Source organism: Streptomyces sp. NPDC049040 (assembly GCF_043197715.1).
GTDB lineage: Bacteria > Actinomycetota > Actinomycetes > Streptomycetales > Streptomycetaceae > Actinacidiphila.
Genome location: NZ_JBICTO010000015.1, coordinates 82,124 through 94,513, shown reverse-complemented (window position 1 = coordinate 94,513; position 12,390 = coordinate 82,124). Strand labels below are relative to the sequence as shown.

Sequence of the window (12,390 nt, the reverse complement as noted above, 5' to 3'; positions counted from 1 at the left end):
GACGGCCTACTGGCATGCTCGGAGTCGTGGGTGAACGCATCATCGCCGCGTGTGACGGGGCATCGAAGGGCAATCCTGGGCCTGCGGCATGGGCCTGGGTCATCGCCGACGACCGGGGCGAGCCGGTCCGCTGGGAGGCCGGGCCGCTGGGCACCGCCACCAACAACGTCGCGGAACTGACCGCGCTTGAACGCCTGCTGGCCACGGTGGACCGCGACGTCGCGCTGGAGATCCGGATGGACTCGCAGTACGCGATGAAGGCGGTCACGACCTGGCTGCCCGGCTGGAAGCGCAAGGGCTGGAAGACCTCGGCGGGCAAGCCGGTCGCCAACCAGGAGCTGGTCGTCCGCATCGACGCGCTGCTGGCGGGCCGCTCGGTGGACTTCCGCTACGTCGCCGCCCATCAGGTGGACGGCGACCGGCTCAACGACTTCGCGGACCGCGCGGCCAGCCACTGCGCCATCGTCCAGGAGGCCGCGGGCAGCGACCTCGGCTCCCCGCTGCCGCCGCGCGCCCCCGACGCGGTGCGCAAGGCGCCCCGCAAGCAGGCCCCGCCCTCCGGTGGCGGGTCCGGGTCCTCAGCCCCCGGCGGCGGCTCCGGCCCGGGCGGCGGCGCCCCGCGCACGCTCAAGGCCAAGTACCCCGGCCGCTGCCGCTGCGGCCGCAGCTATGCCGCGGGCGAGCCGATCACCAAGAACCCCGACGGCTGGGGCCACCCCGACTGCCGCTGAACCGGCCACCGGCCACCGACCACACCAGGCGCCCCCGTCACCCGCGTACCGCGCGGCGACGGGGGCGCCTGCGTTGTGCCGCCCGCGGGCGGCGGGGTGACCGGAAACCGATCCGGCCCGGGGCATTGACGCCGGCCGCCGGCGGCCCTACTTTCATCGCGTCGTACTTCGTACGTCATATATGAGACCTGATACGCGAGAATCCGAGAGCCCTATGACGTTCGCCCCCACCCCGATCCCCTCCCGGACGCAGTATGTCCTCGAAGCGATCAAGCACCGCATCCTCACCGGGCAGCTCAGCCCGGGACAGGCCCTGGTCGAGGCGGACCTCGCGGCGCAGTTCGGGGTGTCCAAGACCCCGGTGCGCGAGGCGCTGAAGACGCTGGCAGGGACCGGTCTTGTGGTCATGAGCCAGTACAAGGGCGTCACCGTGCGGACCGTGGACGCCGCCATGGCGCGCGAGGTCTACGACGTACGCCTGCTGCTGGAGCCCGAGGCGCTGCGCAGGACCATCACCAAGCAGGCGTCGCTCGCCGCCGCGCAGGACGCGCTGGTGCGGGCCGAGGAGGCCGAGGACCGGGCCGACCGCAGCCTCGCCAACCGCGACTTCCACCGGGCCCTCTACCTGCCGTGCGGCAATCCGCTGCTGGCCAGGATGCTCGACGAGGTCCGCGACCAGGCGGCCCTGGTGTCCACCGTCGCATGGGCCGCCGACCCGTCGTGGGAGCGGGAGGCGCACGAGCACCAGGAGATCCTGCGGGTCGCCCTGGCCGGCGACGCGACGGAGGCCGGCCGGCTGCTGCACGCGCACATCGCGGACTTCGTCCGCAGAGCGTTCCCCGACGACGAGGAGGGCCTGTGATGGACACGACCGCGCTGACGGGCGCGCTCGCCGGTGTGGTGGCGATCCCGGTGATCCCCTTCGGCACCGGCGGCGGCATCGACAGGCCCGCCTACCGGCTGCTGCTGCGCCGGCTGCTGGACGGCGGCATCGGCACCGTCACGCCGAACGGCAACACCGGGGAGTTCTACGCCCTCACCCCGCAGGAGCGGCAGGTGGTCGTGCAGGACACCCTCGCCGAGACCGCGCACCGCCCGGCCACCGTGGTCGTCGGCGTCGGCCACGACCTGCCGTCCGCGATCGGCGCGGCCGAGCACGCCCGCGACTGCGGGGCGCAGATGGTGATGGTGCACCAGCCCGTGCACCCGTACGTCTCGCAGGACGGCTGGGTCGCCTACCACCGCGCCATCGCCGAGGCCGTGCCCGAGATCGGCGTGGTGCCCTACATCCGCAACCCGCTGCTCGACGGCAGCTGGATGGCCGAGCTGGGCGAGAGCTGCCCCAACGTGATCGGCGTGAAGTACGCGGTGCCCGACGCCGCCCGCTTCGCCGCCTTCGCCAGGGACGCCGGCCTCGACCGCTTCGTGTGGCTGGCCGGACTCGCCGAGCTGTACGCGCCCGCGTACTTCGCGGCCGGCGCGACCGGCTTCACCTCCGGCCTGGCCAACGTCGCCCCCCGGATCTCACTGGACATGCTCGCCGCGCTGCGGGCCGGCGACTACCCGGCCGCGATGAAGGTCTGGGAGCAGATCCGCGCGTTCGAGGACCTGCGCGCCGCCCGGCAGTCCGCCGACAACGTCACCGTGGTCAAGGAGGCGCTGGCGGCGATGGGCCTGTGCCGCCGCGAGGTGCGCCCGCCCAGCAGCGCGCTGCCCCAAGACCGGCGGGCCGAGGTCGCCGCCGCAGTGGAGGGCTGGGGACTGTGACGGACGACGGAGCGACCAGCCCACCGGTGCTGCGCAGCAGCCACTGGTACGAGGGCGAGGGGTTGCGGGCCTTCAGCCACCGGGCCAGGACCCGGCAGCTCGGCTACCTGCCGCAGGAGCACCTCGGCAAGCCGGTGATCGCCGTGCTGAACACCTGGTCGGACATCAACCCCTGCCACAGCCATCTGCGCGACCGCGCCCAGGCCGTCAAGCGCGGGGTGTGGCAGGCGGGCGGCTTCCCGCTGGAATTCCCGGTGGCCACCCTCTCCGAGACGTTCCAGAAGCCCACCCCGATGCTCTACCGCAACCTGCTGGCCATGGAGACCGAGGAGCTGCTGCGCTCCTACCCGGTGGACGGCGCGGTGCTGCTCGGCGGCTGCGACAAGACCACGCCCGCCCTGCTGATGGGCGCGGCCAGCGCCGACCTGCCCGCCGTCTTCGTGCCCGCCGGGCCGATGCTGCCCGGCCACTGGCGCAACGAGGTGCTGGGCTCGGGCACCGACATGTGGAAGTACTGGGACGACAAGCGGGCCGGCCTGATCGGCGACTGCGAGATGGCCGAACTGGAGAACGGTCTGGCCCGCTCCGCCGGCCACTGCATGACGATGGGCACCGCCTCCACCCTGACCGCCGCGGCCGAGGCACTGGGCATGACGATGCCCGGCGCGTCCTCGATCCCCGCGGTCGACTCCGCCCACGAGCGGATGGCGGCGGCGAGCGGCGCGCTGATCGTCGGGCTGGTGCTGAGCGACCTGCGGCCCTCCGCGATCCTCACCCGCGACGCGTACGAGGACGCGGTCACCACCGTGCTCGCCCTCGGCGGCTCCACCAACGCCGTCATCCACCTGATGGCGATGGCCGGCCGCTCCGGAGTCCGGCTCACCCTGGACGACTTCGACCGGCTGGCCCGCACGGTGCCGGTGCTCGCCAACGTACGCCCCGGCGGCCGCTACCTGATGGAGGACTTCCACTTCGCCGGCGGCCTGCCGGGACTGCTCTCGCGGATCATCGGCCTGCTCCACCCGGACCGGCCCACCGTCGGCCACGCCACCCTGCGCGAGCAGCTCGCCGGCGCGGCGGTGCACGACGACGACGTGATACGCCCCGCCGCCGACCCGCTGGCCGGCGAGGGCGGGATCGCGGTGCTGCGCGGCAACCTCTGCCCGGACGGCGCCGTGATCAAGCACATCGCCGCCGAGCCGCACCTGCTCACCCACACCGGACCCGCCGTCGTCTTCGACGACTACCGGACCCTCCAGGCGACGGTGAACGACCCGGGCCTGGGCATCACCGCGGACAGCGTGCTGGTGCTGCGCAACTCCGGCCCCCTCGGCGGCCCCGGCATGCCCGAGTACGGCATGCTGCCGATCCCCGACCACCTGCTCAAGCAGGGGGTGCGCGACATGGTCAGGATCTCCGACGCCCGGATGAGCGGCACCAGTTACGGCGCCTGCGTCCTGCACATCGCCCCCGAGTCGTACGTCGGCGGCCCGCTCGCCCTGGTCCGCACCGGCGACCCCATCACCCTCGACGTCCCGGGCCGCACCCTGCGCCTGGACGTCCCCGAAGCGGAACTCGACCGCCGCAGGGCGCAGTTCAAGGCGCCGCCGCCGCGCTACGGCCGCGGCTACGGCGCGCTCTACCAGGAGCAGATCACCCAGGCCGACACCGGCTGCGACTTCCGCTTCCTTGCCGCACCCGGCCAGGTCCCGGAACCCTACGCGGGCTGAACCGAGGCCGCCCACCCGTCCGTCCGGGCGCCCGGCCCCCGGCACACGCCCTCCGTAGCGAAGGAGCCCCCGGTCATGGCCATCGCCGTGGCGAAGCACCCAGTCAAGAACCGCAGACGGCGCACCCGGCGCCTTCCGTATCTGCTGATAGCCCCGGCAGCCCTGCTGATGCTGGCCTTCATCGCCTACCCGATGATCAGCGTCCTCTACTACAGCCTGCAGGACTACAACGTCACCAAGCCCTGGCGCAACGGCTTCGCGGGCCTGTCCAACTTCACCAGGATCTTCACCGACGACCCGCAGTTCTGGCACAGCCTCGACTTCAGCGTGCGCTGGGTCGTGGTCGAGATCGCACTGCAACTCCTCATCGGTCTCGCGCTCGCGCTGCTGGTCAACCAGACCTTCATCGGCCGCGGCATGTCGCGCGCGCTGGTCTTCTCGCCGTGGGCCGTATCCGGCGTGCTGACCACCACGATCTGGATGCTGCTCTACAACCCCTCGACGGGCATGACCCGTTACCTGGCGGACGCCGGCATCGGCTCCTACGGCCACTCCGTGCTGTCCGACCCGCACACCGTCTTCTGGGCGGCGGTCCTCGCCGAACTGTGGCGCGGGGTCCCCTTCTTCGCGATCCTGCTGCTCGCCGACCTCCAGTCGATCCCCGGGGAGCTGTACGAGGCGGCGTCCGTCGACGGCGCGGGCCGGATGCGCCGGCTGTTCCACATCACCCTGCCGCACCTGAAGGACGCGATCGTGCTGTCCACGCTGCTGCGCGCGGTCTGGGAGTTCAACAACGTCGACCTGCTCTACACCCTCACCGGCGGCGGCCCCGCGGGCCAGACCACCACGCTGCCGCTCTACGTCGCCAACACCGGTCTCGACGGGCACGACTTCGGCTACGCGTCGGCGCTGACCACCGTCGCCTTCGTGATCCTGCTGTTCTTCTCCGTCCTCTACCTGCGCCTGAGCAAATTCGGAGGCGACCGCACATGACCGCCGCACTCGTCGAGGAAGGCGCCCTCGTACCGTCCGCCGCCGTCGCGCGTCCCCGCAAGGGCGGGCGCCGCGGGCGCGGGCCGAACGACGGTCCGCCGCGCTGGCAGATCTACCTCCCGCTCGGGCTCTACCTGCTGTTCACCCTGGTCCCCTTCTACTGGATGCTGCTGTTCGCGGTACGCCCCGACGGCTCGACCTCGCTGCTGCCGTGGCCGGCCACGGGGGCGCACTTCGACAAGGTGTGGAACGACAGGTCGTTCGGGATCTTCTTCCAGAACAGCATGCTGGTCGGCGTCGCCACCCTGATCGCCACCACCGTGGTCGCGCTCAGCGGCGGATACGCGCTGGCCCGCTTCCGCTTCAAGGGCAGGACCGCCTTCCTGATCGCCCTGCTGTGCTCGCAGTTCGTCCCCGGCGCGCTGATGCTCGTGCCGCTCTTCCAGATCTTCCGGCACCTCCAGCTGATCAACTCGCTGTGGAGCGTGGTGATCTCGGAGACGGTCTTCCAGCTGCCGCTGTCGGTCATCCTGCTCAGCGGCTTCATCCGTGGCATACCGGAGGCGCTCGAGGAGGCCGCCTGGGTGGACGGCTGCACCAGGCTGCGGGCCTTCTTCGCCGTGGTGCTGCCGATGCTGCGGCCCGGTCTCGTCGCCGTCGGCTCCTTCGCCTTCGTCCACAGCTGGAACCACTTCCTGTTCGCGCTGATGTTCCTCAGCGAGCAGGACAAGCAGACGATCCCGGTCGGCCTCAACACCCTGATCGGCGCCGACAGCGTCGACCTGGGCGCGCTGGCCGCGGGCGGCGTCATCGCCGCGGTGCCCGTGGTGATCGTCTTCGCCTTCATCCAGAAGTGGCTGATCACCGGCTTCAGCGCCGGCGCGGTGAAGGGGTGAGCGGCATGGGCGGCAGCGCCGCGGCCACCGCCGGCCGCCGGCCGGTACGCGTCGTGCTCGCGGGCGGCCGCGGCCACGGCCACTGGCACCTGGACAACCTGCGCCGCCTCAGCGCCCGCGGCATGGTCAAGCTGGCCGGGGTGTGCGACGTGCGGCCGCTGGACGCCGCCGCGCTGACCCGGCTCGGCCGGCCCGAGCAGGGCTCCGACCTCGGCGAGCTGATCGAGCGGACCGGCGCCCGGGTGGCCATCGTCTGCACCCCCATCCACACCCACACCGACCTGGCGCTGACCGCCGCGGCCCGCGGCGCCGACGTCCTGCTGGAGAAGCCGCCCGCGCCCTCACTGGCCGAATTCCGGCGGCTGGTGGCCGGGCTCGGCGGCAGCGGCAGGGCCTGCCAGATCGGCTTCCAGTCGCTGGGCTCGCACGCCCTCACCGCGGTGCGCTCGCTCGTCGAGGACGGCGCCGTGGGGGAGTTGCGCGGCATCGGCGCGGCCGGCAACTGGGTGCGCGAGGAGCACTACTTCAGCCGCGCCGCATGGTCGGGACGCCGCACCCTCGGCGGTGCCGACGTCGTCGACGGCGTGCTGACCAACCCGCTGGCGCACGCGGTCGCCACGGCGCTGCACCTGGACGGCAGCAGCCGCGAGCAGGACGTCGCCTCCGTCGGCACGGAACTCTTCCGCGCCCACGACATCGAGTCGGACGACACCTCCTGCGTCCTGATCCGCACCACCCGCGGCACCAGGATCGTGGTCGCGGCCACCCTGTGCGCGGCGACGCCGGCCGAACCGTATGTCGTCGTGCACGGCACCAGGGGCCGGATCACGCTCTGGTACAAGCAGGACCGGGTGCTGCTGCAACGTGCGGGACACGGCCCGGACGAGCGGGTGTTCGACCGCACCGACCTGCTGGAGAACCTGCTGGCGCACCGCGCCCGCGGCGCCGACCTGCTCGTGCCCCCGCAGTCGACCGGTGCGTTCATGAAGGTCGTCGAGGCCGTCCGCACCGCGGCGGACCCCGAGGGCGTCCCCGGGTCCCTTTGGCGTGCCGTTCCGGGGGAGCGCTCCCACCGCCGGGTGGTGCGCGACGTCGACAAGCTCGTCGACGCCGCGGCGGAGCGGCTGGCGACCTTCGGCGAGCTGGGCGCGCCCTGGGTGCGGCCGGCCGCACCGCGCACGGCGGTGCACCGGTGACCGCCGCCCTGCCGCTGCGCTGCGGCGACCGCACGGTGGGCAGCTACGTCCACCGGCCCGACCTCCCGGCACGGCTCTCCCCGCGCCCCTACCTGCACCCGCTCACCACCCTGGGCGGCGCGGCCGTCACCGAGTCGACGCCCCACGACCACCGCCACCACCTCGGCGCGGGCATCGCGGTGCCCGACGTGGCCGGGCGGAACTTCTGGGGCGGCAGGACCTATGTGCGCGACCAGGGGCCCACGGAACTGGACAACCACGGCGAGCAGCGCCACCTGCGCTGGATCCGGCGCGCCGCGGACGGCTTCACCGAGGAGCTGTCCTGGACCGCGGACGGCGAACGGCTGCTGCACGAGCGGCGCACCCTGCGTACCCGCCTGCTGTCGCCCACCGCATGGGAGCTCGACCTCTCCTTCACCCTCACCAACACCACCGCGGGGCCGCTGCGCATCGGCAGCCCCGCCACCAACGGCCGCCCCGGGGCCGGATACGGCGGCTTCTTCTGGCGGGCGCCCCGCGCCGCCGCGCCACCTCTGGTCTTCACCGCGGACGCGGCGGGGGAGGACGCCGTGCACGGCCGCAGGGCCGACTGGATCGCGCTGGCCGGCGAGCAGTGGACCCTCGTGCTGCGCGCGGCGGACCCCTGGTTCGTCAGGACCCGCGAGTACCCCGGCGTCGGGCCCGCGCTGGCCTGGCGCGACCCGCTGACCGTACCGGCCGGCGGCACCCTCACCCGGCGCGTCGTCACCGCCGTCGCCGACGGCCGCCTCGGACCCGGCGAGGCCGCCGCGCTCGCTGCCCGCACCACCCGATGATTCCGACAACCGAAAGAGCCGCCATGTCACGACCGCAGCACAGACACCGCAGACCGGCCGCGGGGATCGCCCTCGCCGCAGCACTCGCCCTGACCGCCACCGCCTGCGGTGACTCCGGGGGCGGCGACTCGGGGGGAGAGGGCAGCGGCAAGGGGAAGATCGTCTTCTGGGACAACAACGGCGGTGTCCGCACCGACGTCTGGAAGCAGATCATCGCCGCGTTCGAGAAGCAGAACCCCGACATCAAGGTCGAGTACGTCGGCATCCCGATCGCCGACGTGCAGAAGAAGTACGACACCGCCATCGCCGGCGGCGGCCTGCCCGACGTCGGCGGCGTCGGCACGGCGTACCTGGCCAACATGGTCGCGCAGAACGCGCTGGAGCCGCTCACCGACCGGATCGACAAGAGCGACCTCAAGGGCAAGCTGGTCACCGGCATGGTCGCCGGCGTCCAGGCGGCCGGCGGCCAGGGCAAGGAGATGTACGAGGTGCCCACCTCGGCCAACCAGGGCACCATCTGGTACCGCACCGACCTCTTCGCCGCGGCCGGTCTCCAGGCACCCACCACCTGGTCGGAGTTCTACCAGGCCGCCTCGAAGCTCACCGACGCGCAGGACAACAAGTTCGGCTTCACCATCCGCGGCGGCAAGGGCTCGATCGCCCAGGCCCTGGAGATGATGTACGCCCAGTCGGGCATCGAGAACTTCTGGGACGGCGACAAGACCACCGTCAACGACTCGAAGAACATCGCCGCACTGGAGAAGTACGTCGGCCTGTACAAGAAGTCGACCCCCGAGGCCGACCTGAACAACGACTTCGTCAACATGGTCGCCGAGTTCGACCACGGCAGCGTCGGCATGCTCCAGCACAACCTCGGCTCGTACAACGACCACATCAAGGCCCTCGGCAAGGACAAGGTCGACGGCATACCCCTGCCGCCCTCGCAGGACGGCGGGGTGCGGACCATCGTCTCCAACCCGGTCGACGGCCTGGGGATGTTCAAGTCGGGCAAGAACAAGGCCGCCGCCTGGAAGTTCATCGAGTTCGCCGCCTCCGCGCCGATGAACAGCCTCTGGAACCAGTCCGCGGGCGCCATCCCGGCCAACACCGGTGCGGAACAGGACAAGTGGATCAACGACGCCAAGCCCACCAAGGTGGCCATGGACTCGCTGAACGACCCCAAGACCAAGATCGTGCAGTTCCCGTACTACCTGCCGGACTGGAACAACATCACCAAGGCCGACACCGAGCCCGACTTCCAGAAGGTCCTGCTCGGCAAGATGACCGCCAAGGCCTTCGCGGACGAGCTCGCGGGCAAGCTCAACGACGCCCAGGCGGACTTCGCCCAGCACAGCAAGAAGTGAGCCGCGTGGCGGGGCCGGCCGGCACACCGGGAGCCGGCCCCGCCACCGCAGCCGTGCCCCGCCGTCCGGGCCGGCTTCCCCACCCCCCCGCATCCACCTTCACCCCCCACCGGGAGCCGAAGTGCGCAAGAGCCATGTCCCGATGATCGCCGTACTGATCTCCGCAGCCCCCCTGATGCTCGCCGCCGCACCCGCGCACTGCGGGTCGGCGCCCAAGCTGCCGCACTACGCCCGCCAGGCGCTCGCGGCCGGCGACGGGTGGGCCTCCCAGGGGTCGGGAACCACCGGCGGCGCCGCCGCCGACAGCGCGCACGTCTTCACCGTCACCAACCGGGCCGAGCTGGCCGCCGCCCTGGACGGCGGAAGCAGCACCCCCAAGATCATCCAGGTCGCCGGGACCGTCGACGGCAATGCCGACGACGCGGGCGCCCCGCTGTCCTGCGACGACTACGCCACCGACGGATACACCCTGGACGCCTACCTGGCGGCCTACGACCCGGCGGTCTGGGGCACCACCGAGGTGCCGGCCGGCCCGCTGGAGGACGCGCGCGCCGCCTCCGCGGCGGTGCAGGCCGCCCGCGTCGAGTTGAAGGTCGGATCCAACACCACCATCGTCGGCGTCGGCCGCCACCCCAGGCTGCTGGGCCTCGACCTGCAGGTGTCCGGCTCCGACAACGTGATCATCCGCAACCTCACCTTCGAGGACGCCTTCGACTGCTTCCCGCAGTGGGATCCGACCGACACCGCGGTGGGCAACTGGAACTCCGAGTACGACAACCTCGTCGTCACCGGCGCCACCCATGTCTGGGTCGACCACGACACCTTCACCGACGGCCGCCGCCCCGACGCCGACCAGCCCCTCTACTTCGGCCGCATCTACCAGCAGCACGACGGCGAGCTCGACGTCGTCAAGGGCGCCGACTACGTCACCGCCTCCTGGAACGCCTTCACCGACCACGACAAGACCCTGCTGTTCGGCAACAGCGACGGCGCCGCCGCCACCGACGCCGGCAAGCTGCGCATCACCTTGCACCACAACCTCTTCCAGGACATCGGCGAGCGCGCCCCGCGGGTCCGCTTCGGGCAGGTCGACGCCTACAACAACCACTACGTGGTCACCGACGCGGCCGACTACGTCTACAGCCTCGGCGTCGGGGTGCAGTCCCGGCTCGTCGCCCAGGACAACGCGTTCACCCTGCCGGCCGGCGTCACCGCGGACCGGACCATCGCGTACTGGAAGGGCACCGCGATGACGGAGGACCACAACTACGTCAACGGCCGCCCGGCAGGCCTGCTCGCCGCCTTCAACGCCGCCAACCCCGCCACGCCGATCGCCCAGGGCGCCGGCTGGACGCCGACCCTGCGCACCCGCGTCGACAACCCGCGCTCGGTCCCGCACATCGTCGACGGCGGCGCCGGTGCCGGCCGGCTGTGACGCAGGCCGCGCCGGCGGGTCCCCGCGGGGACCCGCCGGCGCGGTGCGCGCACCGGCGGGCGGCACGGCGCGCCAGGCGGCCCGGATACGCACTCACGACGGCGGGTTGCCGGTGCGGCCCGCGACGAACGGGGTGACCGTGAACAGGTCGTCGCAGTCGGTCACCCGCCCCGCGAAGTCCAGCCACGCGGTGTTGCCCGGCGGGTAGATCCGCAGCTTCGTGGACGCCGGCAGGCAGCTGCCCTGCTGGTTGACCGTGTGGATGGTGTCGCTCGCCGACTCGCCGGGCCGCAGCACCACCGGCGCGTAGTCCATCGGCTGCCGGTCGGCGGGCGCGCCGATCCGGCCGCCCTTCGCGTCCAGCATCGACAGCCCCGGATAGCCGGTGAGATGGCAGGTGGTGGAGCTGTGGTTGGTGAGCAGCAGATAGCGGAAGAGGCTGCCCGCGCCCGCGTCCCCGCCGCCGAGTGAGGCGGTCAGCTGCGAGGTCGCGCACATCGGGGTGGTGGCCGGGCTCGCACTGCCCGTGGCGCCGCCGCCCTTGGCCGGAGTGCTCGTCGCCGTCCGGCCGGTGGCGGTGCCCGCGCCACCGCGCGCGTCGCTGGTGCGCCGCCCGGTGGCCGGGGTCGCGGACGGCTCCCGCGTGGTCTGCCGGGTGGCCGTCGGGAGCGGCGGGGCCGTGGTGGTCGGCGAGTCGCTCGCGGGCGGGCTCACGGCGTGGTCGGAGCCGTGCGGGGCCAGCGCGCCTGCCAGGTACACGGAACCGGTCAGCACCACGGCCGCCGCGAGACCGCCGACCGCGGCCCGTGCCCGGCGACGGCGGGCCGCGCGCCGCCGGATCTGCGCGAAGGCGCCGGGCGGCGCGTCCAGATACCCGGGCGGCTGCCGCAGCAGCGGCTCCTGCGGGTCGGCGCCGCCACCGCCGGGGTCGCCCCCGTCGCGGTCAGGAAATCCGGTCATGGTGTCCCTCGAGTCGGGCGCGGAGCAGCTCGCGTGCCGCGTGCAGATCGGCCTTGACGGTCCCTTCGTTGCGGCCCAGCAGCGCGGCCACCTCACGGACCGGCAGGTCGGCGTAGTAGTACAGCAGGACGGGATTGCGCAGCCGCTCGGGCAGCGACTGCACCAGCATGCGCACCGAGGGGTCCGCCGGCTCCGCCTGCGGGCGTACGGCCTGCTCCGTGGTCACCCTGCGCAGCGCCCTGCGCTCGCGCTCCGTCCTGCGCCAGTGGTCGCGGACCAGGTTGGCCGCGGTCACGTAGAGGAAGCCGTTGGGCTCCTCGACCCTCGTCCAGCGCGCCCACAGCCGGGTGAAGGCCTCCGCGGCGATCTCGTGCGCCGTCCCGTCGTCGTCCACCAGCCGGCGGCACCAGCCCGCGAGCCGCGGATAGAGGGCCTCGAACAGCTCGGAGGCGGCGCGTTCTTCGGGCCGGATGACCGCCCTCCTCACTCCCGTCGTCGAGGCG

Annotated in this window: 12 protein-coding genes; 10 read left to right on the top strand and 2 right to left on the bottom strand. The window is 72.6% G+C overall.

Features of this window, described 5'->3' with window-relative positions; genetic code table 11:
* Window positions 1–14: 14 nt before the first annotated feature.
* The 10 genes from ACGFMP_RS29050 to ACGFMP_RS29005 all read left to right on the top strand — a co-directional run bounded on the left by ACGFMP_RS29050 (window position 15) and on the right by ACGFMP_RS29005 (window position 10,927).
* Window positions 15–731, top strand: a complete 717-nt coding sequence (locus ACGFMP_RS29050; protein ID WP_393675996.1) for a ribonuclease H — start codon at window positions 15–17, stop codon at window positions 729–731.
* Window positions 732–945: 214 nt separating this feature from the next.
* On the top strand, window positions 946–1,593 hold the full coding sequence (locus tag ACGFMP_RS29045; RefSeq protein ID WP_393675995.1) for a GntR family transcriptional regulator: 648 nt from the start codon (window positions 946–948) through the stop codon (window positions 1,591–1,593).
* Complete coding sequence (locus tag ACGFMP_RS29040) at window positions 1,593–2,498, top strand: dihydrodipicolinate synthase family protein (RefSeq protein WP_393675994.1); 906 nt, start codon at window positions 1,593–1,595, stop codon at window positions 2,496–2,498. Before ACGFMP_RS29045 ends, ACGFMP_RS29040 begins: the two co-directional genes overlap by 1 nt.
* Complete coding sequence (araD, locus tag ACGFMP_RS29035; RefSeq protein ID WP_393675993.1) at window positions 2,495–4,228, top strand: L-arabinonate dehydratase; 1,734 nt, start codon at window positions 2,495–2,497, stop codon at window positions 4,226–4,228. Before ACGFMP_RS29040 ends, araD begins: the two co-directional genes overlap by 4 nt.
* Before the next feature lie 75 nt (window positions 4,229–4,303).
* Entirely contained in the window at window positions 4,304–5,221 is a 918-nt protein-coding gene (locus ACGFMP_RS29030; RefSeq protein ID WP_393675992.1) for a carbohydrate ABC transporter permease, read from the top strand.
* Entirely contained in the window at window positions 5,218–6,117 is a 900-nt protein-coding gene (locus ACGFMP_RS29025) for a carbohydrate ABC transporter permease (RefSeq protein WP_393675991.1), read from the top strand. Before ACGFMP_RS29030 ends, ACGFMP_RS29025 begins: the two co-directional genes overlap by 4 nt.
* Before the next feature lie 5 nt (window positions 6,118–6,122).
* Window positions 6,123–7,313 carry a Gfo/Idh/MocA family protein gene (locus tag ACGFMP_RS29020; RefSeq protein WP_393675990.1) on the top strand — a complete coding sequence of 397 codons (1,191 nt, stop codon included), beginning with the start codon at window positions 6,123–6,125 and terminating at the stop codon, window positions 7,311–7,313.
* Complete coding sequence (locus ACGFMP_RS29015; protein WP_393675989.1) at window positions 7,310–8,128, top strand: PmoA family protein; 819 nt, start codon at window positions 7,310–7,312, stop codon at window positions 8,126–8,128. Before ACGFMP_RS29020 ends, ACGFMP_RS29015 begins: the two co-directional genes overlap by 4 nt.
* A gap of 23 nt (window positions 8,129–8,151) precedes the next feature.
* Complete coding sequence (locus ACGFMP_RS29010; RefSeq protein ID WP_393675988.1) at window positions 8,152–9,492, top strand: ABC transporter substrate-binding protein; 1,341 nt, start codon at window positions 8,152–8,154, stop codon at window positions 9,490–9,492.
* Between the two features lie 142 nt (window positions 9,493–9,634).
* Window positions 9,635–10,927: a polysaccharide lyase family 1 protein gene (locus ACGFMP_RS29005; RefSeq protein ID WP_393676051.1), complete on the top strand. Its 1,293-nt coding sequence runs from the start codon at window positions 9,635–9,637 to the stop codon at window positions 10,925–10,927.
* Window positions 10,928–11,020: 93 nt separating this feature from the next.
* On the opposite strand, the gene ACGFMP_RS29000 is transcribed toward ACGFMP_RS29005, so the two are convergent.
* Complete coding sequence (locus ACGFMP_RS29000; protein ID WP_393675987.1) at window positions 11,021–11,887, bottom strand: DUF4232 domain-containing protein; 867 nt, start codon at window positions 11,885–11,887, stop codon at window positions 11,021–11,023.
* Window positions 11,871–12,359: an RNA polymerase sigma factor gene (locus tag ACGFMP_RS28995; RefSeq protein ID WP_393676050.1), complete on the bottom strand. Its 489-nt coding sequence runs from the start codon at window positions 12,357–12,359 to the stop codon at window positions 11,871–11,873. The genes ACGFMP_RS29000 and ACGFMP_RS28995 overlap by 17 nt, the downstream gene beginning before the upstream one ends.
* Between the last annotated feature and the right edge of the window lie 31 nt (window positions 12,360–12,390).

Excerpts from the sequence above, each read along its gene's own strand:
- ACGFMP_RS29040 (WP_393675994.1), top strand. The coding sequence starts at position 1,593 with ATGGACACGACCGCGCTGACGGGCGCGCTCGCCGGTGTGGTGGCGATC.
- ACGFMP_RS29045 (WP_393675995.1), top strand. The coding sequence starts at position 946 with ATGACGTTCGCCCCCACCCCGATCCCCTCCCGGACGCAGTATGTCCTC.
- ACGFMP_RS29030 (WP_393675992.1), top strand. The coding sequence starts at position 4,304 with ATGGCCATCGCCGTGGCGAAGCACCCAGTCAAGAACCGCAGACGGCGC.
- ACGFMP_RS29010 (WP_393675988.1), top strand. The coding sequence starts at position 8,152 with ATGTCACGACCGCAGCACAGACACCGCAGACCGGCCGCGGGGATCGCC.
- ACGFMP_RS29025 (WP_393675991.1), top strand. The coding sequence starts at position 5,218 with ATGACCGCCGCACTCGTCGAGGAAGGCGCCCTCGTACCGTCCGCCGCC.
- ACGFMP_RS29005 (WP_393676051.1), top strand. The coding sequence starts at position 9,635 with ATGATCGCCGTACTGATCTCCGCAGCCCCCCTGATGCTCGCCGCCGCA.
- ACGFMP_RS29020 (WP_393675990.1), top strand. The coding sequence starts at position 6,123 with ATGGGCGGCAGCGCCGCGGCCACCGCCGGCCGCCGGCCGGTACGCGTC.
- ACGFMP_RS29050 (WP_393675996.1), top strand. The coding sequence starts at position 15 with ATGCTCGGAGTCGTGGGTGAACGCATCATCGCCGCGTGTGACGGGGCA.
- ACGFMP_RS29000 (WP_393675987.1), bottom strand. The coding sequence starts at position 11,887 with ATGACCGGATTTCCTGACCGCGACGGGGGCGACCCCGGCGGTGGCGGC.